The 26,193-nt window shown below is 62.2% G+C and carries 23 protein-coding genes and 1 tRNA gene; 16 read left to right on the top strand and 8 right to left on the bottom strand.

Translation table 11 applies throughout. The features are described from left to right. Positions 1–49: 49 nt before the first annotated feature. The 13 genes from IPM12_05470 to IPM12_05410 all read left to right on the top strand — a co-directional run bounded on the left by IPM12_05470 (position 50) and on the right by IPM12_05410 (position 17,045). On the top strand, positions 50–1,432 hold the full coding sequence (locus IPM12_05470; GenBank protein MBK9147258.1) for a Na+ dependent nucleoside transporter: 1,383 nt from the start codon (positions 50–52) through the stop codon (positions 1,430–1,432). 105 nt (positions 1,433–1,537) lie between these two features. After that, complete coding sequence (locus IPM12_05465) at positions 1,538–3,175, top strand: hypothetical protein (GenBank protein ID MBK9147257.1); 1,638 nt, start codon at positions 1,538–1,540, stop codon at positions 3,173–3,175. Positions 3,176–3,327: 152 nt separating this feature from the next. Further along, a complete protein-coding gene (locus IPM12_05460; GenBank protein MBK9147256.1) occupies positions 3,328–4,734 on the top strand; it encodes a chloride channel protein in 1,407 nt (468 codons plus the stop codon). A gap of 209 nt (positions 4,735–4,943) precedes the next feature. After that, on the top strand, positions 4,944–5,738 hold the full coding sequence (locus IPM12_05455; protein ID MBK9147255.1) for a thymidylate synthase: 795 nt from the start codon (positions 4,944–4,946) through the stop codon (positions 5,736–5,738). After that, complete coding sequence (locus IPM12_05450; protein ID MBK9147254.1) at positions 5,735–6,241, top strand: dihydrofolate reductase; 507 nt, start codon at positions 5,735–5,737, stop codon at positions 6,239–6,241. Before IPM12_05455 ends, IPM12_05450 begins: the two co-directional genes overlap by 4 nt. 87 nt (positions 6,242–6,328) lie before the next feature. Continuing rightward, entirely contained in the window at positions 6,329–7,129 is an 801-nt protein-coding gene (locus IPM12_05445; GenBank protein MBK9147253.1) for a hypothetical protein, read from the top strand. A 155-nt stretch (positions 7,130–7,284) separates the two neighbouring features. Then, the gene (locus tag IPM12_05440) at positions 7,285–8,418 is read left to right on the top strand and encodes a histidine kinase (GenBank protein ID MBK9147252.1); all 1,134 of its coding nucleotides are present in this window, start codon (positions 7,285–7,287) and stop codon (positions 8,416–8,418) included. After that, positions 8,415–9,191 (top strand): response regulator transcription factor, encoded by a 777-nt coding sequence (locus IPM12_05435; protein ID MBK9147251.1) that lies wholly within the window; start codon positions 8,415–8,417, stop codon positions 9,189–9,191. Before IPM12_05440 ends, IPM12_05435 begins: the two co-directional genes overlap by 4 nt. A 168-nt stretch (positions 9,192–9,359) precedes the next feature. Further along, entirely contained in the window at positions 9,360–10,874 is a 1,515-nt protein-coding gene (locus IPM12_05430) for a hypothetical protein (GenBank protein MBK9147250.1), read from the top strand. Positions 10,875–10,986: 112 nt separating this feature from the next. After that, positions 10,987–12,069: a DUF2911 domain-containing protein gene (locus tag IPM12_05425; protein MBK9147249.1), complete on the top strand. Its 1,083-nt coding sequence runs from the start codon at positions 10,987–10,989 to the stop codon at positions 12,067–12,069. A 93-nt stretch (positions 12,070–12,162) separates the two neighbouring features. Continuing rightward, on the top strand, positions 12,163–14,721 hold the full coding sequence (locus IPM12_05420) for a PIG-L family deacetylase (protein ID MBK9147248.1): 2,559 nt from the start codon (positions 12,163–12,165) through the stop codon (positions 14,719–14,721). A gap of 71 nt (positions 14,722–14,792) precedes the next feature. Next, positions 14,793–15,164: a four helix bundle protein gene (locus IPM12_05415; protein ID MBK9147247.1), complete on the top strand. Its 372-nt coding sequence runs from the start codon at positions 14,793–14,795 to the stop codon at positions 15,162–15,164. 78 nt (positions 15,165–15,242) lie between these two features. Further along, positions 15,243–17,045 (top strand): sodium:solute symporter, encoded by a 1,803-nt coding sequence (locus IPM12_05410; protein MBK9147246.1) that lies wholly within the window; start codon positions 15,243–15,245, stop codon positions 17,043–17,045. Between the two features lie 50 nt (positions 17,046–17,095). Here IPM12_05410 and IPM12_05405 read toward each other — a convergent pair whose 3' ends face one another. The 5 genes from IPM12_05405 to IPM12_05385 form a co-directional block, all read right to left on the bottom strand. Then, positions 17,096–17,971 (bottom strand): DUF2911 domain-containing protein, encoded by an 876-nt coding sequence (locus IPM12_05405; protein ID MBK9147245.1) that lies wholly within the window; start codon positions 17,969–17,971, stop codon positions 17,096–17,098. Positions 17,972–18,036: 65 nt separating this feature from the next. Then, positions 18,037–19,275 carry an ATP-dependent Clp protease ATP-binding subunit ClpX gene (clpX, locus tag IPM12_05400; GenBank protein MBK9147244.1) on the bottom strand — a complete coding sequence of 413 codons (1,239 nt, stop codon included), beginning with the start codon at positions 19,273–19,275 and terminating at the stop codon, positions 18,037–18,039. A gap of 154 nt (positions 19,276–19,429) precedes the next feature. After that, positions 19,430–20,107, bottom strand: coding sequence for an ATP-dependent Clp endopeptidase proteolytic subunit ClpP (gene clpP / locus IPM12_05395; protein ID MBK9147243.1), 678 nt, complete (start codon positions 20,105–20,107; stop codon positions 19,430–19,432). Between the two features lie 42 nt (positions 20,108–20,149). Beyond that, entirely contained in the window at positions 20,150–21,502 is a 1,353-nt protein-coding gene (gene tig / locus IPM12_05390) for a trigger factor (GenBank protein ID MBK9147242.1), read from the bottom strand. Positions 21,503–21,595: 93 nt separating this feature from the next. Continuing rightward, positions 21,596–21,677 (bottom strand) — tRNA-Leu (locus tag IPM12_05385). A gap of 84 nt (positions 21,678–21,761) precedes the next feature. Here IPM12_05385 and IPM12_05380 point away from each other — a divergent pair. Together IPM12_05380 and IPM12_05375 are read left to right on the top strand one after the other, a co-directional pair. Beyond that, a complete protein-coding gene (locus IPM12_05380) occupies positions 21,762–22,664 on the top strand; it encodes a flavin reductase family protein (GenBank protein ID MBK9147241.1) in 903 nt (300 codons plus the stop codon). 42 nt (positions 22,665–22,706) lie between these two features. Beyond that, the gene (locus IPM12_05375; protein MBK9147240.1) at positions 22,707–23,099 is read left to right on the top strand and encodes a DUF3127 domain-containing protein; all 393 of its coding nucleotides are present in this window, start codon (positions 22,707–22,709) and stop codon (positions 23,097–23,099) included. Here the strand turns inward: IPM12_05375 and IPM12_05370 are convergent. Beyond that, positions 23,096–24,238, bottom strand: coding sequence for a glycosyltransferase (locus IPM12_05370; GenBank protein ID MBK9147239.1), 1,143 nt, complete (start codon positions 24,236–24,238; stop codon positions 23,096–23,098). The genes IPM12_05375 and IPM12_05370 overlap by 4 nt on opposite strands. Further along, positions 24,235–25,101 carry a flippase-like domain-containing protein gene (locus IPM12_05365; protein ID MBK9147238.1) on the bottom strand — a complete coding sequence of 289 codons (867 nt, stop codon included), beginning with the start codon at positions 25,099–25,101 and terminating at the stop codon, positions 24,235–24,237. The genes IPM12_05370 and IPM12_05365 overlap by 4 nt, the downstream gene beginning before the upstream one ends. 9 nt (positions 25,102–25,110) lie before the next feature. Between IPM12_05365 and ruvC the strand changes: the two genes are divergently transcribed. After that, complete coding sequence (gene ruvC / locus IPM12_05360; protein MBK9147237.1) at positions 25,111–25,806, top strand: crossover junction endodeoxyribonuclease RuvC; 696 nt, start codon at positions 25,111–25,113, stop codon at positions 25,804–25,806. On the opposite strand, the gene IPM12_05355 is transcribed toward ruvC, so the two are convergent. Continuing rightward, positions 25,803–26,192, bottom strand: coding sequence for an HIT family protein (locus IPM12_05355; protein MBK9147236.1), 390 nt, complete (start codon positions 26,190–26,192; stop codon positions 25,803–25,805). The two genes, ruvC and IPM12_05355, sit on opposite strands and share 4 nt — an antisense overlap. Between the last annotated feature and the right edge of the window lies 1 nt (position 26,193).

Below are 26,193 nucleotides of genomic sequence, written 5' to 3'. Positions count from 1 at the left end.
GGGTGGCATAGCCGAAGGAAAACCCATCTTCGCTCCCACCCTGAACGCCATGCTGAAACCGCTTCGCTCGCTTGCGCTCCTCGCCTTCGCCATGCTGGCCGTGCCTGCATTCGCTCAAGGATCACCGGCACCGCTCACCGGCGTGAGCGCCATTGGCGTCGTTCGCGGGCTCATAGGCATGCTCGCGATCATCGCCATCGCATGGGCCTTCAGCGCCAAGCGCAAGCAGGTCGATTGGAAAGTGGTGGGCATCGGCCTCGGCTTCCAATTGGCCATGGCCCTGCTGATCCTGTACGTGCCGCCCGCGCAATGGCTCTTCGAGGTGGTGGGCAAAGGCTTCGTGAAGGTGCTCGATTTCACCAAAGCCGGCAGCGAATTCCTGTTCCGCGACCTGCTCAACGTGAAGAGCATGGGCTTCATCTTCGCCCTGCAGATCCTCCCCACCATCATCTTCTTCAGCGCGCTCACCAGCGTGCTCTTCTATCTGGGCGTGATCCAGAAAGTGGTGTACGCGCTGGCCTGGGCGCTGAACAGGACCATGCGCCTGAGCGGCGCCGAGAGCCTGAGCACGGCGGGCAACATCTTCCTTGGGCAGACCGAAGCGCCGCTGATGGTGAAGGCCTACCTGGACAAGATGAACCGCTCGGAGATCTTCCTGGTGATGACCGCCGGCATGGCCACCGTGGCGGGCGGCGTGCTCGCAGCCTACGTCGGTTTCCTCGGCGGCGACGATCCCGAGCTGCGCCTCTTCTTCGCCAAGCACCTGCTCACGGCCAGCGTGATGGCCGCGCCCGGCGCCGTGGTGGTGGCCAAGGTCCTCTTCCCGCAGACCGAGGCCATCGACGCCAGGATCGAAGTGGGCATGGACCGTGTGGGCAGCAACCTGCTCGATGCCATGAGCAACGGCACCACCGAGGGCTTGAAGCTCGCCGCCAACGTGGGCGCCATGCTGCTCGTCTTCTTCGGCTTCATCGCCATGGCCAACTACGGCTTCTTCAAGCTCGGCGCGGTCACGGGCCTCAATGGCTGGGTGGCCGAGGTGAGCAATGGCAACTTCAAGCAGTTCTCCCTGGAATTCCTGCTCGGTTACCTCTTCGCACCGCTCATGTGGCTCATCGGCGTGGCCAGCGAGGACATCACGCTCACCGGACGACTCGTGGGCGAGAAGATCATCGCCAGCGAATTCGTGGGCTATGAGAGCCTCGCCACCTTGAAGGCCAACGGCGCGTTCGCTTACCAGCGCAGCATCGTCATGAGCACCTACATGCTCTGCGGCTTCGCCAACTTCGCCAGCATCGGCATCCAGATCGGCGGCATCGGGTCGCTGGCGCCCTCGAAGCGCGCATGGCTGAGCGAATTCGGGATGCGCGCGCTGCTGGGCGGAACCCTTGCCTCGCTGCTCAGCGCCACGATCGTGGGGATGCTGGTGTGAAGCCGGATCGCGCATCGCCCGCCGCTCGATGATGATCCAAGCGCTCCGCGTGCTCATGGCTCCGTGCGGCCGCGCTGTTACATTCATCGCCACAACCGATCCCGCATGCCGCGCATCCTCTTCACTCCGCTGCTCTTCCTCGCCGCCTTCCATGTATCGGCCCAAGCCGCGCTCAACCAGCAGGGCAAGCCATTCAGCAAGCCCCTGAAGGGCAGCAGCGGCGACATCTACACCGTGGTCGATGGCCTGTTCGCCGCCGACGGCAGGCACCTGCTCTATGTGGAAGAAGGGCTCACGCCGAAAGCCGTGCGCTTGGATGCGCTGCTGCAACCCAACGAAGAGCTCGCGCTCATGGACCTGCTGCTCGATGGCGCGAAATGGACCGGCGTGACGCCGTTGCGGAGCGACAAGCGCATGCATGTGCTCCTCGTGAGCGGCTCCAAGAAGGGCAGCGCCTTCGGCATCGGCGAATTGGATGCTGCCGGATCGCTGGCCTTGACGGGATTCCGCAGGATCGCCGAGTTCGACATCCCATACGCCAACGACCCGGCGAACACCATGGCCGTGCGCCCCTTGCCCGACCCGATCCTCTTCACGCGCGGATTGGCCTTCGCGCAGCGTGAGCGGCTGATCCCATCGCCCGATGGCCAGCATTACCTGCTCAACCACTACACGCAGCACGGCAAAGGCAACAAGCGCATAGCGACCGCCTGGCTCGACAAGGATCTCACCGTGCTCTGGAGCGCAACGGCCGAACTGCCCTACGAGGATGCGAAGAGCAGCATCCACCAGATCATTGTGGACAATAGCGGCAACGTGCGGCTGCTCACCTACCTGTTCAACTGCAAGGGCGAAGAGAGCATGGGCGACAAGAACTGCCACGAGCTGCATCTCACCACGATCGCCGAGAGCGGCAAGGCCGTGAGCGACCTCACCATCGAGAAGGATTTCGTGAGCAGCGCGCGCATGGCGATCCGCGAGCAAGGCGCGATCAGCATCGCGTTGCGCTATGGCGCGCTCACCGGACAGCCGGGCTTGGTGGTCACCTTCGATCCCGCAGACCCGAAGCTGAAGCCCGCGCCGATCGCCACGCAGCGACTGCCCAGCATCCGCAAGGCGAAACTGCTGGCCTTCGGCGACCCCGCCGCTGATCCACGCAAGCCCCCAGCGCGCACCGCGAAAGTGCCCGACGAGATCGTGGACCTCCAGGTCGCGCCCGACGGAGGCCTGCTGGTGACCGAGACCTACCTGCAGTACGACTTCATGCTCCCCGTGGGCGAAGCGCTCGCCATGCGGCACCTGAGCGGCCCGGTGCGCGTGAGCCATGTGCAGGCGAACGACAGCATCGGTTGGCAGCGCGTGATCGAACGAGCATTGATGACCACAGCCGGACCCTACTACGAAGGCAGCGTTGCGATTCCGATGGAAGGCAATCTCCTGCTCCTGCACGGCCACACCCCGCGCGGCTTCGAGGCCATCCTGCGCGCGGGCAGCCAAGCTGCGGGCACCAAGGAGCAGCGCCCCGCCGAGCCGCAAGTTCTGAAAGCGGTGATCGTGAGCACGGATGATGGCAGCGTGCAACGCGAAGGCACGGCCTTGATGATGGAAGAGGGATTCGTGCCTTGCCCGATGGACGCGGTGCTCGATCAAGGAGGCCGCAAAGCGCTGGTGAAGAGCTACGACCGTGGCACGCAGTACCGGTTCTCCGTGATCGATCTGGGAAAGTTGGGGGATGAGAAGTAGTTGGAGGTTGAAAGGTTGAGGGTTGATTGGAGGTTGAGGGTTGAACACCCGCCAACCCTCAACATGCAGCTGTGGCCCCTGCGTTGACAGCCATCTCCACCCCCCAAGCTCTCCCCAACTAGCTTCGCCCGCCTGCACGGCGCAGGCTTTCCATGCCAGACCGCAAAGAAGACTCCCACACCGATCGGTGGCTCGCTGCGGGCTCCGCCGTGATGGAGCGCGTGCGCCAATGGCTGGTACAGAGCCGTGCAAAGGAGTTCATCCTGCTGGCCCTTCCCTACCAGATCTCAGCGGTGCTCACCGCGCTGGTGGCTGTGGGCTACACCTGGCTCTTCAATTACGTGGGCGATCGCAACGCCGAGCTGCTGGCCATCGATCCGCGCCTGATCTTCATCACCGCGCCAGCGGGCTTCCTGCTCGCCTGGTTCCTCGTGTACCGGTTCGCACCGCTCGCCAGCGGCAGCGGCATACCGCAACTGATGGCGGCCGTGGAAGTGGCCACCGACAAGAAGCGCGACCGCAGCGGGCGCTTCCTCAACGTGCGCATCATCCTGGTGAAGATCGCCAGCAGCCTCTCGATGGTGATCGGTGGCGGAGCGGTGGGGCGCGAAGGGCCCACGCTCCAGATCGCAGGCAGCATCTACCGCACCGTGCATCGCCTGCTGCCGCCCTTCTGGCCCAAGGTGAGCCGCCGCATCATGATGATCACCGGCGGCGCCGCCGGATTGAGCGCGGCCTTCAACACGCCGCTCGGCGGGATCGTATTCGCGGTGGAAGAGCTCACCAAGACGCACATGGCGCAATTCCGCACCGCCGTGCTCACCGCCGTGATCCTCTCCGGAATGACGGCCCAATGGCTGCTCGGCCCCTACCTCATGCTCGGCTACCCGAAGCTGGCGCCCGCCACCGTGAGCTTCATGTACAAGATCCTCCTGCTCTCGGCCATCGCGGGCATCACCGGCGCGGCCTTCTGCCGCATCGTGCTCGCCATCGATAAATTCCGGCGGAACCTGAAGGGATCGCTCGCGCATGCCGGCTTCGCGCTGGCGGCGGCCTTTGCCTTCGCTACGGTGGTGTACCTGCTCGGCAACGTGGCCATCGGCAGCGGCCACACCCTGCTCGAGGACCACCTCTTCGCCGATGATCCCGATGCCGGTTTCCAGAATGTGGCCGCGCGCGTGCTCGGCTCGCTCTCCAGCGTGAGCGCGGGCGGGGCGGGCGGCATCTTCGCTCCCTCGCTCGCCAGCGGCGCGGCCATCGGCGGCTGGCTCACCGATGCGCTCGGCCTCGCCGACAACCGCGGCCAATTCAACCTGCTGGTGCTCGCGGGCATGACGGCCTTCCTCAGCGGCGTTACCCGCTCGCCCTTCACCAGCGCCATCCTGGTGCTGGAGATGACCGACCGCCACAGCGCCATCTTCCAGCTGATGTACGCCAGCGTGATCGGCTACCTCATCGCCTACGTCATCGACCGCAAGAGCTACTACGAGCGCATGAAGGAGCGACTGCTGAAGGCGATGCCGGAGTGGAAGGAGGGTGACGCTGAGGCGACGCGCTGATTGGCCTTGTCTCGGTCAAAGATGCTTTCCTGATCTGTAATGAAGTGGTTGATGGACGCGTCCCGTGAAGAAAACTATGATTGGATGCGGAGCGCAGGGTCGCCGACGACCAGAAAGTCCTTGATGATTGCGCTACGTTAGGGTTATCGACACACGTTAGCATCTACCTCCTCCTCCGCTGAATCACGCCGGTAAATTCGCGGCCGTTCATGCATCAGTACCACTCCCTCCTCTCCCACATCCTCGCCCACGGCGCGCAGAAGCACGACCGCACCGGTACCGGCACGCTCAGTTGCTTCGGCTACCAGATGCGCTTCGACCTGAACGAAGGCTTCCCGCTGGTGACCACCAAGAAGCTTCATGTGAAGAGCATCATCCACGAGCTGCTGTGGTTCCTCGCGGGCGATACCAACATCAAGTACCTGCAGGAGAACGGCGTGAAAATCTGGGACGAGTGGGCCGATGCCGACGGAAACCTCGGTCCTGTGTACGGCTACCAGTGGCGCAGCTGGCACGCCCCCGATGGCCGCGTGATCGACCAGATCGCGAACGTGGTGGGGGCCATCAAGAAGAACCCCGACAGCCGCCGCCTGATCGTGAGCGCATGGAACCCCGCCGACGTTGACCGGATGGCGCTGCCGCCCTGCCATGCGCTGTTCCAATTCTATGTAGCGGACGGCAAACTGAGCTGCCAGCTCTACCAGCGCAGCGCCGATGTGTTCCTGGGCGTGCCCTTCAACATCGCGAGCTATGCGCTGCTCACGCTGATGATGGCGCAGATATGCGGCCTGAAGCCCGGCGAGTTCGTGCACAGCTTTGGCGATGTACACCTTTACAACAACCATATCGAGCAGGCGAAGCTGCAGCTCACACGCGAGCCACGCGCACTGCCGCAAATGGAGATTGATCCGAGCGTCACGGACCTCTTCGCCTTCCGCTACGAGCACTTCACGCTGAAGGGCTACGAGCCGCATCCGCACATCAAGGCCGAGGTCGCGGTATGATCGTCTCGGCCATCGCAGCCGTGGCGGAGAACGGCATCATCGGCCACCAGGGCGATCTGCCGTGGAGCTTGCCCGACGACATGGCCTGGTTCCAGCGCCATACCAAGGGCCACCATGTGATCACCGGCCGCAAGAACTACGAGAGCATCCCGCCGAAGTACCGTCCGCTGAAGGGCCGCGTGAACCTGGTGGTGACGCGCAACGCTGGTTACGAGGCTCCCGGCGCGGTGGTGCTGCCCAGCATCGAGGCGGCACTGGAGATCGCACGGACCGCAGGTGAAACGGAGGCTTTCGTGATCGGCGGCGGCGAGATCTACCGCGAAGCCTTCGCCAAGGGGCTGGTTGAACGGCTCTACCTCACGCGTGTGCATGCCCACATCCCCGGCGATACACGCTTCCCGGAGATCGTCCCGGCCGAGTGGCGGGAGCTGAGCAGGCTGCGCCACCATGAGGATGAGCGTCATGCCCACGCCTTCAGCTTCATCATTTTCGAGCGGATCTGAACCCTTGGCGCAATGGATGCGTCAAAGGCCGCGTTCCAACCCAACTTAGCACAACCAAACGCCGGCGCCGGGCAACGGCGCACTACCATGAAGAACCGAAAGCTGATCCTCCTCATCCCTGCCTTCGCCATCGGCCTCCTCGCCTGCCGGAAGGATAAGACCGAGGCCCCCGACATGGACTATACCGCCGCCAGCGACAATGCCCGCGCGGACGACATCTTCAACGACATGCTCTCGATGGTGGACAAGGCCGTTGACGACAATGGCCTGCGCGATCTGTGCGACCCCACCGTGACCTTCGATACCACGACCACCCCACGAACCATCACCCTCGACTTCGGCGATGTGAACTGCACCGCCTCGAATGGCCGCCTGCGCCGTGGGCAGATCCTGGTGAGCTACACCGGCCGCTATCGCGACGAAGGCACGGTGATCACCATCACCCCGCTCAACTACTACGTGAACAACAACCTGGTCACCGGCACCAAGACCGTGACCAACATGGGACTGAATGCCAACGACCAGCCCTACTTCGCGATCGTGGTGAACGGCACCATCACCGCCGGCGACGGCAGTTGGGTGGCCACGCACCAGGCCCAGCGCGTGCGCACCTGGATCCAGGGCTCCGGCACGGTGCAGCTGAGCGATGATGTGTACCTGATCACCGGCGGCGGCAGCGGCGTAAACCGCAATGGCATCCCCTATGTCACGGAGATCACCTCGGCGCTGCGGATTGAACTGGGCTGCAACTGGTACGTGGTGAGCGGCACCGTGGTGGTTACACCCACCGGACGCCCCGATCGCACCATCGATTACGGCAACGGCGCCTGCGATGGGACCTTCACGGTGAGCGTGAACGGACAGACCTACACGATCACCATCGGCTGACCGCGCGCAACCTCCGCGCAGCAAGGCCACCGGTTCCCCGGTGGCCTTGCTGCTTCCAGTGCTCCGGATAGTCATCCAACCGCCCATCCCAGCCCTTGCCGCTCATCACCATTCGTCCCACCCAGCCTGCGCTTCGGGTCTAGTTTCGGTCCGCCATGACCTATTTCCGGCGCGTGCCCATCCGCTTCCGCATCGTGCTGATCACGGCTGCGGTGCTCGCCACGCTCTTCCTGTTCCAGGCGTACATGCACCACTACGTGTACAAGGACCTCAAGGAAATGGGCGAGTTCCGATGGTGGCGCGAGGCTCCGGTGCCCTACCTAAACTTCTTCTTCTGGGCCCTGCTCTGCCCTTTGGTGTACATCATCTTCCAGCGCTGGCCCTTCACAGCGAAGCCCGCATGGAAAGTGGTGCTCGCGCACGTAGGGCTCGGATTCCTGATCGCTACCTTCCATGAAGCCTTCACCTCCTCGATCTATTACGGGATCCTGCAGACGCGCGGCGAATTCGACTTCACCGACCCCAAGTACCGTGACTGGGCCTACCACGCGCTGCTGCCGGCCATCTTCACGCGCACCATGGAGTACTGGGTGCTCATGGGGGTTCTGGTGGCGCTCGACGGCGCGCGGCTCAGACGGGCAGAGCACGAGCAGCTGCTGCGCATGAAGAACGAGCTGCAGGCCACGCAGCTCAATGCCCTCAAGAAGCAGATGCAGCCGCACTTCCTATTCAACACGCTCAACACCGTGAGCGCCTTGATGGACGAGCACATCGGCGATGCCCGCAAGGTGCTCAGCCGGCTCGGACAGCTCCTGCGCATCACCCTCGATCAGAGCCGCGCCGACAAGGTGGCCTTGGAGCAGGAGATCGATTACGTGCGCAGCTACCTCGATATCGAGAGCATCCGCTTCCGGGACCGGCTGCATGTTCGCTACGACGTGCCTGCGGATCTGTTGAAGGCGCAGGTGCCCGGCCTGGTGCTGCAGCCCTTGGTGGAGAACGCCATCAAGCATGGAACCGATAGCGCGCATGAGCGTGTCGAGATCACCGTTCGCGCCCAACGGGTTGATGGGCGGTTGGCGCTGGAAGTCGCGGACAACGGGAAGGGCTGCCGGGATGTCCATAAGGCCATGAGCAACGGCGGGATCGGATTGCGCAATGTGCGCGAGCGCTTGCGGCTCCTGTACGGCGATGATGGCCAGCTCGCCCTCGCATCGGAAAGCGGCACCGGCTTCTCCGCCACGGTGAGCCTGCCGATAGATTTCAGCATTAACCCCAACACAGCATGAAGCAGATACGCACCTTGATCGCCGATGATGAGCCCGCTGCACGGGCGCGCCTGGCCAAACTGCTCGCGCAGGACGCCGAGGTGGAAGTGGTGGGCGAATGCCGCAACGGCCAGGAGGCAATCGATGCCGTGAGCAAGCACCGGCCCGACCTGCTCTTCCTCGATGTGCAGATGCCTGGCATCAACGGGCTCGAGGTGGTCGGGCGCGTGCCCGGTGACCGCATGCCCTTCGTGGTCTTCGTCACCGCGCACGACCGATACGCCTTGAGGGCCTTCGATTTGAGCGCAGTGGACTACCTGCTGAAACCGTACGATGATGACCGGTTCTTCGCATCGCTCGAGAAGGCCAAGCGGCACATCGACATGCAGATCAACCACCGGCTCACCGGAAGGCTCATGGACCTGGTGCGCGAGCACATGCACGCCAAGAGCGAGCACATCGAGTCCTTCACCATCCGCGACAAGGGGCGCGAGCACAAGGTGAACGTGAGCGACATCCTCTACCTGCAGGCCGAAGGCAACTACCTGCGCCTCCAGCTCAAGGACCGCCACTTCCTGCACCGGATGACGATGAACGCCGTTGAGAGTGAGCTGGACCCAGCGCGCTTCCTGCGCATCCACCGGAGTTATGTCGTGAACCGTGCACATGTGCGCAATGCCCGATACAGCGGCAACAACGAATTCATCTTCAGCATGGCCAACAACGAGCGCATCGTGAGCGGCCGCAGCTACAAGGAACAGATCGCGCAGGCGCTGCAGGAGCAGCAAGCCTGAGGCCGTGTATGAATTGACAGGTCGGCCCATTCCCCTATTTTCACGGCCCTTTTCGCCGTGGAAACTGAGCGCCTGCCCACCCTGCCGGACACCCGGCCTACGGAATCCATCCGCGCAGAGCCCGAAACGGCAGGGTCATCCCGGCGTCGTGGCTTTGATTTGCTGGCGATGCTGCTGCTATTGGCCGGTGTATGCGCCATGGCCGCTCAGGCCGTGCGCCATTCCATCGACCTCGGCGATGAAGGATTCCTGGCGCATAGCGCGCAACGCGTGCTCAACGGCGAGCTGCCGCACCGCGATTTCTATTCGCTGCAAGGCCCGCTCTCATCGATGTTCGCAGCGGCCTGGAGCGCCGTTGCCGGGCTGGGCTTCCTGAAGCTGCGCGTGCTGGGCGTGCTGCTGCATGCGGCCATGGTGCTGCTCGCCTACCGCATAACGCGCCGGATCGCAGGTGGGGCATGGGCATTGGCCGCCGCCTTGATCGTGGTGCTGGCAGGGCCTGCGTACATGCATTTCGCGCCATTGGCCGTTTGGCAGGCCATGGCCCTCAGCCTTGCATCCATCGCCCTGGCGATGCGCAGTGTGCGCCGTCGCGATTCGGGCCTTGCCTTCCTCTCTGGGCTGGTCGCCGCGCTTGCCATGCTCGTACGCCACGATCTGGGCACCTACTCGGCCGCGGCGATCGTGCTGCTCGCCGCCCTACTGCTGCTGGTGCCGGCCACACGGCTGGCGCCAGGCCCACGCTTGAAGCTGGGCGCATGGCTGATCGGTGCGGCCTCCGTGTCTCTGCCAGCCCTCGCGTTCTTCGCGTACGCGGGCGCACTTCCGGCCATGTATGATCAACTGGTGCTCTTCCCGCTCACGCGTTACGGCGACACGAGCGCCATTCCCATGCCCAGCCTCAATCAAGCCGGCCCGAATGGCAGCCTGTTGGCCGTCGTCGTTTTCCGCCTGACCCCGCTGCTGGCTGTTGTGAGCTTGGCAGCGGTGGCTATCCGTTGGCGGCGAAAGGGCTTCGGCGAAAGCGAGGCCGTGGGTCTTTTCCTGGCCGCGTGGGCCTTGCTCTTCCACGCGCAGGTGCTCGTCCGGTCCGACCTCGCTCATCTGGTGCTCACCATGCCGCCCGTGGCCGTGCTGCTGGCCTGGCTGCCCGGATACGCCGTTCGTGCCATCGGTGCTGAGGGTGTCCGTCAACAGCTCTGGCGCAAGGCCGCGAACATGGTTGGCGCATGCAGCATGGCGGTGCTCGCACTGGTGTGCTGGCACCTATTCGTGCCGCGCGCGCAGCATGGCGCAACGTCCATCGACGCATCATGCGCGGGCACCTTGGAAACGCGTGCCTCCGCGATCAACGGCGTGCTCGGGAGCATCGCGGAACATTCCGAACCTGGCGACGCCCTGCTCGCGCTGCCCTACCACCCCGCCTACTATGTGCTCGCCGATCGCCGCAACCCCACGCGCTGGGGCTACCACTGGCCAGGGGATCGCACCGATGCTGAATTGAAGGAACTGATCGCTCAAGCTCAAAGCAATCCACCCAGATTGGTCGTCATCTTCGATCGCGACAGCACGGCGACCTTCCTTGGCCCCGTGGTGCAATGGGTGGAGACGCATTACACGGCCATCGATGCGCACGCGGATCCCGTGATCTACAGGCAGCGGAATGAAGCGAGCCTTCGGTAGCGGCATGCCATGAGCGAAGGCTTCACCTTCGTCCCGTTTCTCACCGTTGGCATGCGCCCGGCCATTCGGCCTGTTCGGGGAGGATAGCTTCATGCCCATCAACCCCTCAGCCATGCGCAAGTTCTTTCATGCGGCGATGATCGCCGGCATCGCCGCATCCGCGTATCCATTCCGGATGAACGCGCAATACTCCCAGCTGGATCTGCCACGAGAAAGCCAGCACAGCACCGTGACGCAGCGCATCGGCATCACCGACCTTGCGATCTCCTACAGCCGGCCGGGCGTGAAAGGCCGTGCAATCTGGGGCGATATCGTGCCCTATGGTGAGGTGTGGCGCATGGGTGCCAACGAGAACACGGTGTTCACCTGCGCGCATGACATCACCGTGGAGGGCCAGCCCCTGCCCGCAGGCTCGTACGGCCTGCACGCCATCCCGACCAAGGACCGATGGACGATCATCTTCAGCAAGGACCACACGGCCTGGGGCTCATATTTCTACATGAAGGAGAAAGATGCCCTGCGCATTGAGGTGATACCGCGGACTTGCGAGATGACCGAGCAGGTGACCTTCGGCTTCGCGGATGCGAAGAAGGACGGGGCGACCTTGACGATGCGTTGGGAGAAAGTCGAAGTGCCGATCAGCATAGGCGTGGATGTGAATGGGATCATCCTCGGGAGCATCGACCAGCAGCTTCGGGGAATCGGCGCCTTCGCTTGGGAAGTATGGTACGAGGCCGCGCACTACTGCCACGAGCAGAAGATCGCGCCGGAGCGCGCCATGAAGTGGGTGGACATCAGCATCGCGCGCGGGGCCAACTTCGAGAACCAGAGCCTGAAGGCGACGATGCTCGAAGAGCAAGGCAGGGCCGCCGAGGCCGTGGCACTCCGCAAATCGATGATCGACGGCGCGACGAACGCACAATTGAACACCTACGCGTATCAATTGGCCAATGCCGGGAAGATGGATGAGGCCGTGCGCCTGTTCGAGCTGAACGCCAAACGCCATCCATCGGATCCGAACGTGCATGACAGTCTTGGTGAGGGCTACATGATGGCTGGCAACAAGGAAGCTGCGATAAAATCCTTCAAAAAGTGCCTGAGCATGAATCCTCCGGATGGCGTGAAGGCGAATTCGATCAAATGCTTGAAGAAACTGGGCGTGGATACGAGTCCGTGGGAGGGAACGAAAAGCTGAGCTGCTCGCTTCGAGCTACTAGCCTCTGGCTTGGCCCACATTGGGATCACGCTAGAGGCTAGTAGCTCGAAGCGCGCCCTCTACCTTCGACCCATGCACTTTCGCTTCTTCCGCATAGGGCTTACCCTCAGTGCGTTCCTCGGTCTTTCGACCATCTTCTTCGCCCAACGCCCACCCGCGCAGCCCCACGCCGCCGAAATCCTGCACCGCATGCAGAAGCTCAACGTGCTGGGCAGCGTGCTCTACATCGTGGCTCATCCCGATGACGAGAACACCAAGCTGATCGCCTGGCTGGCCAACGGCAAGAAGGTGCGCACCGGCAACCTCAGCCTCACCCGCGGCGATGGCGGACAGAACCTCATCGGTCCCGAGCTGGGCGATGCGCTGGGCATCATCCGCACGCAGGAGCTGCTGGAGGCGCGGCGCATCGATGGCGGCGAGCAGTTCTTCACCCGCGCGGTGGACTTCGGCTTTTCCAAGAACGCCGCCGAGAGCTTCGAGAAGTGGGGCAAGCAGGAAGTGCTGAGCGATGTGGTGCGTGTGATCCGCACCTTCCGGCCCGATGTGATCATCACCCGCTTCGCGCCCGACCGCAGCGCGGGCCACGGCCACCACGAGGCCAGCGCCATCCTCGCCGAGGAAGCCTTCGACCTTGCCGGTGACCCCAAGGCCTTTCCGGAGCAGTTGGAACAAGGACTGGAGGTGTGGCAGCCGCGCCGCCTCTTCTTCAACGGCAGCACCTGGTGGAAGAAGGACCTGGCCGACATCGCGAAGAACGACCCCGATTGGTTCAGCGTGGACGTGGGTGGCTATGACCCGCTGCTGGGCCTGAGCTACACGGAGATCGCAGGGCGCAGCCGCAGCATGCACAAGAGCCAGGGCTTTGGCGCGGCGGAAACGCGGGGGGAATCGCTGGAATACCTCAAGCTGATCAAAGGCGACCGGCCGAAGACGGAGGACATTTTTGAGGGGATCGATATGACATGGGGGCGGGTGAAGGGAGGGGCATCTATTGCGCGATCCATCGATGAGATAATAAAGGCATATGATGTTCGTGATCCGGCCATGAGTGTTGAGGCGTTGACAAGGCTTGGAATCTCTATGGATGAACTGCTTATGCGAGACGACACAGCTACTTATCTACAAGACATCTGGTCGATGAAACGTGAGAAGGAAGTTGCCCTCATCAGAGCGGCAAGCCTTGGAGCTGTTTATGAAGCTCTATGTGATCGGCCGTACTTCAGTGAAAGTGACTCCATCACTGTACTGGCGAAAGCTTTCTCACGCACCGGGAAGGAACTACATGCTGCCGCGACGATTAAGCACCCGACGGATAGTATACCCATGAATTTAATTGCACCTTCATACAGCGCATCTCTAGTTCTCGAACCAACTGCACGGCAGCCATATTACAGAACGACAGAACCTCATTGGCTCAGAAGACCACATTCCAACATCCATCAAATCAGTTCAAGGGAAATTGGGTTAGCCGTGACCAACGATTACCAGCGAGTGATGTTCGTTCCTACCAAAATGGAATCGGGAATGGACTGGTATCACTTCGGTCGTTTGGAACACAAATGGGTCGACCGCGTCGCCGGCGAGCGCATCCGCCCGGTGTACATCACGCCCGTGGCCTCGGTGATCCCGAAGACCGATGTGCTCATTGCTACTGGAGGCACGCAATCCATCACCGTGGAAGTGGAGGCGCTCACCGACAGCCTCACTGGTCAGCTGAACGTCACGCTGCCCGATGGCTGGGGCACCACCAAGGATCTGAAGCTGGTGAACATCGCCAAGCGCAATGAGCGGCAGAGCTTCACCTATCAAGTGACCCCCTCAGAGAATGCGAAGGGCGGTCCGGTCAAGTTCGAGTTCAGTGGTCCGAAAGGCAAGGCGGACCGCACACTGCACGAGATCGACTACCCGCACATCATGCCGCAGGTGTACTACACACCCGCCGAGGTGAGGCTGGTGCCGCTTGATGTGAAGACCACCGCCAAACGTGTGGGCTACGTGAAGGGCGCCGGTGATGATGTGCCGCAGGCCATGGAGCAACTGGGCGTGGTCGTGGAATTCATCGAGCCCGCTTCAGCTAAGTTGGAAGAACTATTGAAGTACGACGCCATCGTGGTCGGCATCCGTGCCTACAACAGCAACAAGGGCATGAAGGAGCTGCACCCGCTGCTGCTGCAGTACGTGGAGCAAGGTGGCACCTTGGTGGTGCAGTACAACACCACGCCGCGCTTCTTCTCCGGCGCAAGCGATTTCCAGATCGACCCCGCCACGTTGGGTCCGCATCCATTCACCATTGGTCGCGGTCGTGTCACCGTGGAGGAAGCGCCGCCCACTTTCCTTGACCCCAAGGACCCACTGCTGAACACACCGAACAAGATTTCCGCCGCCGACTTTGAAGGCTGGGTGCAGGAACGCGGCCTCTACTTCGCCAGCGACTTCGGCACGAACTACACGCCGCTGATCGCGTGGAACGATCCCGGCGAAGAGCCGCTGAACGGCGCGCTGATCGTGGCCGATCATGGCAAAGGACGATTCGTGTATACGGGGATCAGCTTCTTCCGGCAGTTGCCGGCGGGTGTTCCGGGCGCGTATCGGCTTTTTGCGAATCTGATCAGCCCGAGGGGAGGGAAGTGAAGGAGGGAAGAGGAAAGAATGAAGAATGTAAAATGTAGAAAGTAAAATGTAGAAACTCAAATTGCTGGGCGATGGAACGGAAGAACGATCTGGAGGAACGATGCTGTGTGTTCGCGGCGGCGGTGGTGAAGCACACCGACAACATGCCGAACATTAAGGCGGGCAATCACCTCGCAGGTCAACTGCTCCGGAGCGGAACAGCACCAGCGTTGCATTTTGGCGAAGTACAAGGCGCGGAATCATCCAAGGACTTCATCCACAAGATGAGCGGTGCGTTGAAGGAACTGCGGGAGTCAAAGAACAACCTCCGCGTACAGGTCCTCAGCGGCATGATGGATGCCAAGAACCAGGAGCACGCATGGCTGATCCAGGAGTGCGGCGAACTGGTCGCCATCTTCACCGCCAGCGTCAAGACCGCCGAACGCAACAACCCAAGGAAGTGACGCAGACCTCGTAGATCGAGCGATTCGCACTTCTACATTTTACTTTCTACATTTTTCATTCCTCACACCCACCCCGCTGTGCACTGGCTCGACTGGCTCATCCTCCTCGGCACCCTTGGCTTCATCGTGGGCTATGGCGTGTGGAAGACGCGCAGCGGCAATACCAGCGCGGACTACCTGCGCGGCGGCGGCAATGAACGCTGGTGGGCGGTGGGGCTCAGCGTGATGGCCACGCAGGCCAGCGCGATCACCTTCCTCAGCACACCCGGACAAGGCTACCTCGATGGGCTTGGATTCGTGCAGTTCTACTTCGGGCTTCCGCTGGCGATATTGGTGATCAACCGTGTTTTCATCCCGCTCTACTACAAGTGGAACGTTTACACGGCATACGAATTCATCGGCAAACGATTCGATGCGCGCACGCGGCTGCTCACGGCGGGGCTTTTCCTCGTCCAGCGCAGCCTGGCCGCCGGCTTCACCATCTATGCGCCGAGCATCATCCTCAGCAAGGTGCTTCATTGGCCGCTCTCGTGGACCTGCATCTTCATCGGAGCGCTGGTGATCGTGTACACCACATCAGGCGGTGCCAAGGCCGTAGGTGTTACGCACAAGCAGCAGATGGCCGTGGTCTTCGGCGGGTTGTTCATGGCCTTCGGCCTGCTGGTGTGGTACCTGCGTGAGCACATTGGATTCGGGGAGAGCCTGCAGCTCGCCAACGCGCTGGGCAAGCTCGATGCAATCGACACCAGCTTCGACCCGGGCAATAAGTACACGCTGTGGAGCGGCCTCATTGGCGGCTTCTTCCTCCAGCTGGCCTATTTCGGCACCGACCAGAGCCAGGTGCAGCGCTACCTCAGCGGGCAAAGCGCCGAACAGGCCAAGCGCGGGCTCTGGATGAACGCGACCCTGAAGATCCCCATGCAGTTCTTCATCCTGCTCACGGGGGTGCTGGTGTTCGTGTTCTACCTCTTAAACCCTGCTCCCATTCATTGGAACAGTGCCAATATAGAAGCCCTGAAGACCGCACAACCACCATCAGAGGGCTGGGTGGCAGAACCGATCGATCTTGAAGAGGTTGGTGTAGGTGAGATGATACCAGTTTACTCTGGAAAGAGCTGGAGCATGTGGGAGTCGTTGGATAGCGCCCACATGATGAACCGGAACAAGATCGAGCAGGAAGTAAACAAATGGCTGAGCGCTGAAAGAGGCACAACTGCTCCTGGTGATGCGTCAGAACTATCGCGTCTGCTTGAAGAGGATTCCAAGATCCGGAAGGCATATTCCACGGAGATCGCCGAGGCCTTCCCCGACCGCGACACCAACGACAAGGACTACATCTTCATCACCTTCATCATGGACCACATGCCCATCGGGATCATCGGGCTGCTGCTGGCCATGATCTTCAGCGCGGGCATGAGCAGCACCAGCGCAGAGCTGAGCGCGCTGGCCACCACAAGCGTGGTGGATGTGGTGAAGAAGGAGCGCACGGACGGCGAGCAGGTGCGGGCCACGAAATGGGCCACGGTGGCCTTCGGCCTGCTGGCCCTGGCCTTTGCGGCGCTCTTCCCGCTCTTCGAGAACCTGATCCAAGCGGTGAACATCATCGGCTCGCTGTTCTATGGCACCATCCTCGGCGTCTTCCTGGTGGCTTTCTTCATGAAACGGGTGGACGGCACAGCCGTGTTCATTGCGGCCGTGATCACGCAGGCGCTCACGCTGCTGCACTTCGCGCTGGATAAGCTGGATGCCTTCGCCACGGCCATGCCCGATGGCACGATGCGCGACCCCCTTGAGCTTGCCTTCTTGTGGTACAATCTGTTGGCACCAGCGGCGCTCGTGGCTTTGGCGGTGCCCATCCAATACTTGCAGCGGAAACGATGAAATGCAGAAGCCCCCTCGCGGGGGCCTCCGATCTCGCTTTGGACTGAGCGCTATTTCTTCGGCTTATCCCCTGTTTTCTGGGGTGCGGCCATCGCCTTCGTCCACTCCTCGATCCGCTCGCGGTTCATCTTCACGTAGTTCGCGTCCTTCTCGGCCTGCGCCAGCTCCATGCTCATGTTGGCTGCCTCAATCGCCTCCTTGTACTTGCCATTTGCGGCGCGGGCAAGGCCCAGCGTGTAGGTGTTCCAATACTTCTTCTCCATGCTCACGCTCTTCTCGGCCCACGCCAGCGCCTCGCTCAGGCGTACTTGGCGGTCGATGCAGAAGCGGGCGCTGCTGCTGTAGGCGTTGTACTTCGCATCGGGCTTCGAGAGCGCCTCTTCGATGTTCTTCAGGGCCTGATCAGTGCAATCGGCAACGATCGGGATCGGCAGCCAAGAAGCCTCCCAGGTGAGATTCAGGATGGCATCGTCACGCCGGCCCATGGTGAAGTCGAAGGTGAGCGTCTCCACCAGGTCAGCGGTCTTCTTCGGTTGCAATTTCGCCATGAGCACATCCTCTTCAGGCTTGCGCTCATCGGCGCCCCAGAGCTCCGTGTTGCGGTTGAGAATGAGCACCCACATCTCCGGGCCGGGAATGGTGAACAGGGAATACTTACCCGCCTTTACGGATTGGCCGGCCATGACGACCGGCGTATCGAACTCGATGGTGGTGCATTTGTTCGCACCGGTGCGCCAGACCTCGCCGAAGGGCACGATGTCGCCGAAGATGGTGCGGTCCTTCACGCTGGGCCTGCTGTACTCGATCTTGATGGTCGTGAGCCCGACGACCTGTTCAATCTTGCAGAGGGGACTGGGCTGCGGGAGTTTCTGGGCGCTGGCGATCAGGGGCGCTGCCAGTAGCGCTGCGGTGATGAGATGCTTCATACGGTTCTCCCGCCGACGGTAGGTCGCCGCGCGGGGACCGCGAAGGTAGCCGCGGGAGGCGGTCCTTAGGCTACCTTCAGGTTGCTCAGGCGCGAGCGGTCGAATTTTTCGCGCGCATAGCTGAGCGTCACGCGCAATTCGGCGGGCCTGTCCGGCGATCCGGGCATCTCGTACATCGCGTCGGTCATGATGGCTTCGCAGATGCTGCGAAGGCCGCGGGCGCCGAGCTTGTAGTCGAAGGCGCGGTCCACGATGAAGTCGAGCACCTTCTTGTCGAAGGTGAGCTTCACACGGTCCATGTCGAAGAGCTTCACGTACTGCTTGATGAGGGCATTCTTGGGCTCGGTGAGGATGCGTCGCAGGGCCTCGCGGTCGAGCGGGTCCAAATAGGTGAGCACGGGGAAGCGGCCGATGAGCTCGGGGATGAGGCCGTAGCTGCGCAGGTCGGCTGGGCTCACGTACTGCAGCAGGTTCTCGTCGCTGATGCGGCCATCGCGGCTGGCGCTGTATCCGACAGCACTGCTCTTCACACGGCGGGCGATGATCTTCTCGATGCCGTCGAAGGCGCCGCCGCAGATGAACAGGATGTTGCGGGTATCCACTTGCACGAGCTTCTGCTCCGGATGCTTGCGGCCACCCTGGGGGGGCACGCTCACCGTGCTGCCCTCGAGGAGCTTGAGCAGCGCCTGCTGCACGCCTTCTCCGCTCACGTCACGGGTGATGCTGGGTGTGTCGCTCTTGCGGCTGATCTTGTCGATCTCATCGATGAAGACGATGCCGCGCTCGGCCTTGCTCACGTCGTAGTCGGCGGCCTGGAGCAGGCGGCTGAGGATGCTCTCCACATCCTCGCCCACGTATCCTGCCTCGGTGAGCACGGTGGCGTCAGCGATGGCGAAGGGCACATTGAGCATGCGCGCGATGGTCTTGGCCAGGAGGGTCTTGCCGCTGCCTGTCTCACCCACCAGGATGATGTTGCTCTTCTCGATCTCCACGTCATCGACGCTGGTATTCGGTTTCTGGAGCAGGCGCTTGTAATGGTTATACACGGCCACGCTGAGCACCTTCTTGGCATCGTCCTGCCCGATCACGTACTCGTCGAGGAAGCGCCGGATGTCCGATGGCCGCTGCAGGATGAGGCTGCCCTCCATCTCTGAGCGGCTGCGCTGGCTGAGCTCCTCCTGGATGATGTTCTGCGCCTGGGTGATGCAGCCATCGCAGATGTGCCCGGTGATGCCGGCGATGAGCACGTTCGTGTCCTGCTTGTCGCGCCCGCAGAAGGAGCACTTGATTTCTTTCTTGTCCATGGGAGGGGGTCGAAGGGCCTTCTACGCGGCGAACGGCCCGCCAAGATACACCGCGGCCCCGCCGGAAGTGGCGGGGCCGTGGTCATCGGTCGATCGGGGCGCTTGTGCAGGGGCGCCAAGCGCACCCGGCCGTGGCGCTTGATATCCTGTGGCCCTATTTGGCGCGCACCAGCAATTCGTCGATCATGCCATAGGCCTTGGCCTCCTCGGCCTTCATCCAGTAATCGCGATCGCCGTCCTTCTCCACCTTGTCGAAGGGCTGGCCGCTGTGGCTGCTGATGATGTCATAGAGCTCCTTCTTGAGCTTCTTGATCTCGTTCACGGTGATCTCCATGTCGGTGGCCTGACCTTCGGCGCCGCCCATGGGCTGGTGGATCATCACCCGGGCGTGCTTCAGGGCACTGCGCTTGCCCTTTGTCCCGGCGCAGAGCAGCACGGCGCCCATGCTGGCGGCCATGCCCGTACAGATGGTGGCCACGTCGGGATTGATGTACTGCATGGTGTCGTAGATGCCCAAGCCGGCATACACCCCTCCGCCGGGGCTGTTCAGGTAGATCTGGATATCCTTCTTGGAATCGACGCTCTCCATGAAGAGGAGCTGCGCCTGGATGATATTGGCTACCTGGTCGTTGATGCCGGTGCCGAGGAAGATGATACGGTCCATCATCAACCGGCTGAACACATCCATCTGCGCCACATTGAGCTGGCGCTCCTCGATGATGTATGGTGTCATCGAACTGGTGATAGCCGAGGAGGTGTAGCTGTGCAGCGTGTTGCTGGAGATGCCGCGGTGCTTTACGGCATACTTGAGGAATTCGTCTTTAGGGTACATCGTTCGGGTTTGTGGCGAAGGAAGCGCGTTGCGCGGGCTGCCTCAGGCGGTTTGGGCCAAGTTTATGAACTCATCGAGGCTGACCCGACGCTCCTTCGGTTCCATCAGAGTGCGGAAATGAACGGTCATCTTCTGCTGCACGATGCTGTCGCGCATGCGCTGGAGCTGCTCCCGGTCGCCGAGCATGCGCGCGGCTAACTGCTGCAGGCGCTCGTCTTCTGGCGCTGGCATGCCGTATTGCATGAACTGATCGGCGATGTAGCGCTTGGCGAAGGCGTCCATCTCCTCGCCCTTGGCCTCCAGGCCGTACTTCTCCACCACGCGGTCCTCGACCAGTTTCCGCTTGAGGCCCTCCGCATAGCCGGGATAGCCCTCTTCCACCTTTTCAGCGGTGGTGGGCTGCTCGCTCGTCTCCTGGATCCAGCGCTTGAGGAATCCATCGGGCAACTCGATCCGGGCCTGCTCGTGCAAGGCCTTCAGCACGAGTCGGCGATAGATGCGCTCGCTGTCGCGCTGGAACATGGCCTCCATGCCCTCCTTCACTTTGGCCCGGAAACCGGCCTCATCGGTCACGGCGCCTTCCCCATACACCCGGTCGAAGAGCTCCTGGTTCAGCTCGGCGGGAAGCATTCGCTTGATCTCGGCGATCCGGAAGTTGAAGTTGCCCTCTAAATGATGAACCCGCTCGTGATCAACGCCCAGCATGCGGGCTAGGTCATCGTGGTCACGGCTCACCTTGTGGGGGTCCACCACCACTTCATCGCCCACGGCTTTGCCGGCGAGCGCGGCTTTCGTAGCGGCATCTTCCAGGAATTCAAGGCTGATGGTGGCGCGGTGCATGATGCCGCCTTCCTTGATCGTGCCATCGGCATTCAGCTCGATCATGTCGCCTAGCAGCATGTCCTTCTCGCTGCTCACATCGGCGCTCTCCAATTTGCCGAAGCGGCGTTTCATGTCATCGACCTCTTTGCTCACGAGCTCCTCATTCACATCCACCACCGGCATCTCCACCTTCACCTTATCAAGCTCCAACTCGAAGCTGGGAGCCAGGCCCATCTCGTATGCGAACTCGAACTCCGTAGGATTGTCCCAGTCGTTGCCCACGTCGCCCTCATTCTTCGGAAGCGGCTGCCCCAGCACGCGCAATCCGTTGATCTGGATGTAGTTCCTCAGATTCTCGTCGATCAAGCGCTCCACTTCATTCACCAGCAGCGCCTTGCCCACGCGCTTCTTGATCAGGCTCATGGGCACCTGACCCGGACGGAATCCGGGCAGCACGGCCTGCTTGCGTTGCTCCTTCAGCGCTTTCTCCACACCGGGTGCGTAATCGTCTGGGCTGAGCTTCACCTTCAGGGTCGCGGTGAGCGTGCCGGTGTCTTCTTTGAGGATGTTCATGGTCTGTTCAACATGGGCGGTGGTGCCGCTGATGGTTAAGGTGGTCCGGAATCTCCGCCTTCGACCGCTTGCGCTGGGCCGTGGCGGAATCTGTACGGACGGGGGGACTCGAACCCCCACACCTTGCGGTACCAGATCCTAAGTCTGGCGCGTCTACCAATTCCGCCACGTCCGTTAGCCGTAAAAAACGGAGCGCGAAAGTAGCCACTTGATGCTCCGGGCTGCGCGTTCGCCCGCCCGGCTACATTAGTGGCCCCTGATGAGCCATCTGCGATTCGACCCCAAGGAACTGAGCATCGGCGCCCTGCACGGTCATCTTGTTGGCGCCATCGGACCAAGGCCGATCGCGCTGGCCAGCACCATCGATGCGCAAGGACGGCCCAACCTGAGCCCATTCAGCTTCTTCAATGTCTTCGGCGCCAATCCGCCGCTGATGATATTCTCACCTGCCCGGCGCGGCAGGGACAACACCACCAAGCACAGTTATCACAACGTGAAAGCCGTGCCCGAGGCGGTGATCAACGTGGTCACTTACGCCATGGTGCAGCAGATCAGCGTGGCCAGCGGTGAATTCCCTGAGGGGGTGAACGAATTCGAGAAAAGCGGCCTCACTGCAATCGCAAGCGAGAAAGTGCGGCCCTCCCGCGTGAAGGAGAGCCCGGTGCAGTTCGAGTGCCGCGTGCAACAGGTGATCGAGACGGGCACGGGCGGAGGGGCAGGCAACCTGGTGCTCTGCGAAGTGGTGATGATCCACGTTGATGAAAAGGTTCTCGATGCCGAGGGCCGCATCGATCAGCGCCGGATCGATCTTGTGGGCCGCATGGGCGGGCACTTCTATGCGCGCGCGCACGGCGATGCGCTCTTCGAGCTGGCGCAGCCCAATACCCATTACGGCGTGGGGGTCGATGCCCTGCCGGCCGAGGCGCGCCTCAGCATCATCCTCACCGGAAGCGAATTGGGTCAGCTGGGCGCCGCGCTCAGCGTTCCCGATGAGACGGCGGTGAACGAGTACAAGCTCACCGAATTGAGCGATACCTTCATCGCCCTTCAGGAAAAGCCGCAGGAACTCATGACCGTGCTCCATCGCCACGCCCAAGCATTGCTCGCCCAAGGCCGAATCGAAGAAGCGTGGAAGACGCTGCTCTCCTTCAACTCCAGATAGGCGCCGCTTACGCATCACAGCACAACCTCAATAAATCCTACCATGGCACAAGTCACCATCTCTGGAACCATCAAAGTCGTGGGCCAGACGCAGCAGGTCAGCGAGAAATTCAGCAAGCGCGAGCTCGTTGTCACCGAGCAGGGCGGGCAATACCCGCAGATGATCCCCATCGAGTTCAAACAGGATAAGACCAGCTTGCTCGACGGTTTCAACCCCGGCGAAGAGGTGACGGTGACCTGCTACGTGAACGGCCGTGAGTGGACCGGCAAGGACGGCGTGACCAAGTACTTCCTCAGCCTCGCTGGCAATCGCATTGAGCGGAGCGGCGCAGGGGCTGGGGTCTCAGGCGGCGGTGCTGCACAAGCCGCGCCAGCGCCTACCATGGCCGACATGCCGCCCATCAGCGCGGATGGCGAGGACGATCTGCCGTTCTAGGAGGAACCCAGCCTCCTCCCCTTCCACTTCGGTCGCACCACCAGCGAGAGCAAGGCGATCAATGGTGCGTACACGGTGAATGCCAGAAGCGCCAGAAGCGTCGGTGCTGTTCCACTCGGCTTGCTGAAAGCGCGTTTCAGATCCTGCACCAACCCAATGATCGGGACTACCCAAAGCAGCCAGGCCGCGAGCAACAGGATGAACTGGTAGAAGCCATGCTGCCCCAACGCGCCGAGGATGCTGAAGCGCGCCGTGACGAGAGCCAGCGCCCAAGGCCATAACAATCCAACGGCGCCGAATACGCTGAACGAGCCGATCGCACCGCGCATCTTGCCCGCCCATCGCAGCCGCTGCGCGAAGAAACCGCGCCACGTACCCGCTGCCTCAACCTCCACGAGCGCTTCCGGATCGGCCAGTGCTCGCACCGGCTTTCCATTCGCACGCATGCGTCGCAGCAGGAACACATCGTCGCCGCTGGCGAAACGATCACCCTGGTACCCGCCCACATGCACGAACGCGGCGCGAGAGAATGCGAGGTTGGCTCCATAGGCCAGGAACGGGGAACCGTTCATCGCTGTGCCCAAAGCCACGCCGAGCAAGGCAGCCTGCTCCACTTCTTGCAACCCGCCCAGCGAGGCCTGCCCGTTGGTCCATACCGGCAGCACCAGCAATTCGGCGCCACTGCTGGCCATGCGCTCCGCTATGCAACGGATGCGCTGTGCACCAAAGCGGGCATCGGCATCGGTGAGCACGATGATCTCAGCCCTTGATGCAGAAATGCCCATTGCGATGGCGGCCTTTTTACCCTCGGACTCCGAGCGCACGACTTGCAACTGCGGCCAGCTCTTGCGCATGCCCTGGGCAATCTCAACGGTCCGGTCATCGCTGCCGTCATCAACCAACAATACCTCGATCCTCTCCTTCGGATAGTCCTGTGCATGCATATCCTGCAGCACGCGTGCGATGCCGCGCTCCTCGTTGCGCACGGGAATGATCGCGGCGATTGCCGGCAACGCATCATCGGGCAGTCGCTTCCGCTCCTCCTTGCGCGCGATCGCATCGCGCCAGCGCCCGATCACCATCGCCTGCGCCAACGCGACAGCGAACAACACTGAAGCGATCAGCAGCCCGGTGCTCATCCGCGTGCGCTTCGGATCCGTGCAACAAGCAGGATGATGCCGCCCAGCATGGCCGGTAGGCCAAGGTTGATGAGCCAGAGCGCCGTGCTCGCAAGGAACACGCCCTGATCATGCACGGCGGCGGGCGAGATCACCGCAACAGCAACCGATCCGCGGACGCCCAGTTCAGTGAGCATCACCGTGGGGATCAGCGTGGCCACGAGGAAGGTGACAGGTATGGCGGCGATCGCTCCGTCCAGGGGCACTTCGGCCAATGCGCCGAGCAGGAGCGCGAACTGCACGGTGAACACCCCGTAACGTGCCGCGCTGATGAGCAGCACACGGGTAAGCATGCTCGCGCTGAACCGCTCCAGCACGGCTGCATGCCGCTCCCACCGTTTGATCACGGGGAGGCGCGCGATCGCGGCGCGCAAGAGGTCCGGATTGAAATACAGCAGCAAGGTGGCCACAGCAACCAGGAAACACAATCCGATCCAAGCCGCCGCATCTGGCGAGACCTGGTCATGCTCCGCTTGCATCACCAGAGCGACCAGGCCCAACAGGCCAAGCACCACCGTGATCACGAACTGTGCGATGCTGCCGACCGCTGTGGCGAAGCTGGCCGCGATGCGATGCTCCGGCGAGAGGAAAAGCACGCGGCCAACGAACTCGCCCACGCGGTTCGGCGTGATCAGCCCGATGGGCGTGCCCGCAATGGTCGCGATGAACGCACGCCACTTGGAGATTGACTCGAGCTCGCGCACGAGCAGGCGCCACTTCCGCGACTCCAAGCCCCAGTTCACGAGCATCAGGGCCAGCACCAACGCAAGCACGAGCCGCATCGTCGGTTCGCGTGACAAGGCACCAAGGTCCTCAGCGCGCATCGGGGCATCATGGCCAGACAGGCGCATGAAGAGGAAGGCGCAAGCCAGCACGAATACGCCCCAGCGGAGCAGCAAGAGGGTGCGTCGGCTCACGGTACCTTCGGCGCGTTGGTGTTGAAGACGGCGAAAAGTACCCCGGTGGCCCAAGAACGCATCATCCTCGGTATCGACCCTGGCACCACGGTGATGGGGTTCGGCGTGTTGCTGGAGGAAGGCGGCAAGGCCCGCTTGCTAGATGCAGGCGCCATCCGCTTCACAACGGGCGATGACCACACGCTGAAGCTGCGCGCGATCTTCAGCGAGACGCTCGCGATCATCGAGCGGCACCATCCGGATGAGCTGGCCATCGAGGCGCAATTCTTCGGCAAGAACGTGCAGAGCATGCTGAAGCTGGGTCGCGCTCAGGGCGTGGCCATCGCCGCAGCGCTGCAACGCGAGATCGCCGTGGTGGAATACGCGCCGAAGCGCGTGAAGCAGAGCATCACCGGCAATGGCAATGCGAGCAAGGAACAGGTAGCCGCCATGCTCCTCAGCATTCTGGGCCTGCGTGAGCTGCCTTCGAGCACCGACGCCACCGATGCCGTTGCGGTAGCGGTATGCCATCACTTCGCGAATACGCGTCCCGGACTTGCGCGTGGCGCCCGCAGCGGCGGTAAAGGAGGCTGGGGCTCATTCGTGAAATCCAATCCGGACCGCGTGCGCTAGGCGTTCCGTATGCGCGCTGCGAGCGCGGCCAGTTCCTCGTGCGAAGGTTTCAGCTTCGGCCGGGAGAAATCCATGTCGCTCATGCGGTCCAGCGGGATCAGGTGAACATGCGCATGCGGCACCTCGAGCCCGATCACGCTCAAACCGATGCGGTCGCAGGGCACCGTGCGCTGGATGCGTTTGGCCACTCCCTGAGCGAAGGGCATGATGCCCGCGAGCAGTTCCTCCGGCAGGTCGAAGAAACGATCGACCTCCAGCTTGGGCACCACGAGGGCGTGGCCTTCGCGCACGGGCGCTATGTCGAGGAAGGCCAGATAGCGATCGTCCTCGCCCACCTTGTGGCAGGGAATCTCGCCGCTGATGATGCGGGTGAAGAGGCTGGCCATC

The organism is Flavobacteriales bacterium (assembly GCA_016716605.1).
Classification (GTDB): domain Bacteria; phylum Bacteroidota; class Bacteroidia; order Flavobacteriales_F; family PHOS-HE28; genus PHOS-HE28.
The sequence above is the reverse complement of the archived record's forward strand: the minus strand, read 5'-3'. Positions and strand labels throughout refer to the sequence as shown.

Bases quoted from the DNA above. Each gene is read 5' to 3' on its own strand.
- clpX (MBK9147244.1), bottom strand. From the start codon at position 19,275: ATGGACAAGAAAGAAATCAAGTGCTCCTTCTGCGGGCGCGACAAGCAG.
- IPM12_05470 (MBK9147258.1), top strand. From the start codon at position 50: ATGCTGAAACCGCTTCGCTCGCTTGCGCTCCTCGCCTTCGCCATGCTG.
- IPM12_05465 (MBK9147257.1), top strand. From the start codon at position 1,538: ATGCCGCGCATCCTCTTCACTCCGCTGCTCTTCCTCGCCGCCTTCCAT.
- IPM12_05425 (MBK9147249.1), top strand. From the start codon at position 10,987: ATGCGCAAGTTCTTTCATGCGGCGATGATCGCCGGCATCGCCGCATCC.
- IPM12_05380 (MBK9147241.1), top strand. From the start codon at position 21,762: ATGAGCCATCTGCGATTCGACCCCAAGGAACTGAGCATCGGCGCCCTG.
- IPM12_05460 (MBK9147256.1), top strand. From the start codon at position 3,328: ATGCCAGACCGCAAAGAAGACTCCCACACCGATCGGTGGCTCGCTGCG.
- tig (MBK9147242.1), bottom strand. From the start codon at position 21,502: ATGAACATCCTCAAAGAAGACACCGGCACGCTCACCGCGACCCTGAAG.
- IPM12_05435 (MBK9147251.1), top strand. From the start codon at position 8,415: ATGAAGCAGATACGCACCTTGATCGCCGATGATGAGCCCGCTGCACGG.
- IPM12_05450 (MBK9147254.1), top strand. From the start codon at position 5,735: ATGATCGTCTCGGCCATCGCAGCCGTGGCGGAGAACGGCATCATCGGC.
- IPM12_05430 (MBK9147250.1), top strand. From the start codon at position 9,360: ATGCTGCTGCTATTGGCCGGTGTATGCGCCATGGCCGCTCAGGCCGTG.
- IPM12_05405 (MBK9147245.1), bottom strand. From the start codon at position 17,971: ATGAAGCATCTCATCACCGCAGCGCTACTGGCAGCGCCCCTGATCGCC.
- IPM12_05440 (MBK9147252.1), top strand. From the start codon at position 7,285: ATGACCTATTTCCGGCGCGTGCCCATCCGCTTCCGCATCGTGCTGATC.
- IPM12_05365 (MBK9147238.1), bottom strand. From the start codon at position 25,101: ATGCGCGCTGAGGACCTTGGTGCCTTGTCACGCGAACCGACGATGCGG.
- IPM12_05375 (MBK9147240.1), top strand. From the start codon at position 22,707: ATGGCACAAGTCACCATCTCTGGAACCATCAAAGTCGTGGGCCAGACG.
- IPM12_05445 (MBK9147253.1), top strand. From the start codon at position 6,329: ATGAAGAACCGAAAGCTGATCCTCCTCATCCCTGCCTTCGCCATCGGC.
- ruvC (MBK9147237.1), top strand. From the start codon at position 25,111: ATGGCCAGACAGGCGCATGAAGAGGAAGGCGCAAGCCAGCACGAATAC.
- IPM12_05455 (MBK9147255.1), top strand. From the start codon at position 4,944: ATGCATCAGTACCACTCCCTCCTCTCCCACATCCTCGCCCACGGCGCG.
- clpP (MBK9147243.1), bottom strand. From the start codon at position 20,107: ATGTACCCTAAAGACGAATTCCTCAAGTATGCCGTAAAGCACCGCGGC.
- IPM12_05420 (MBK9147248.1), top strand. From the start codon at position 12,163: ATGCACTTTCGCTTCTTCCGCATAGGGCTTACCCTCAGTGCGTTCCTC.
- IPM12_05370 (MBK9147239.1), bottom strand. From the start codon at position 24,238: ATGAGCACCGGGCTGCTGATCGCTTCAGTGTTGTTCGCTGTCGCGTTG.
- IPM12_05415 (MBK9147247.1), top strand. From the start codon at position 14,793: ATGGAACGGAAGAACGATCTGGAGGAACGATGCTGTGTGTTCGCGGCG.
- IPM12_05355 (MBK9147236.1), bottom strand. From the start codon at position 26,192: ATGGCCAGCCTCTTCACCCGCATCATCAGCGGCGAGATTCCCTGCCAC.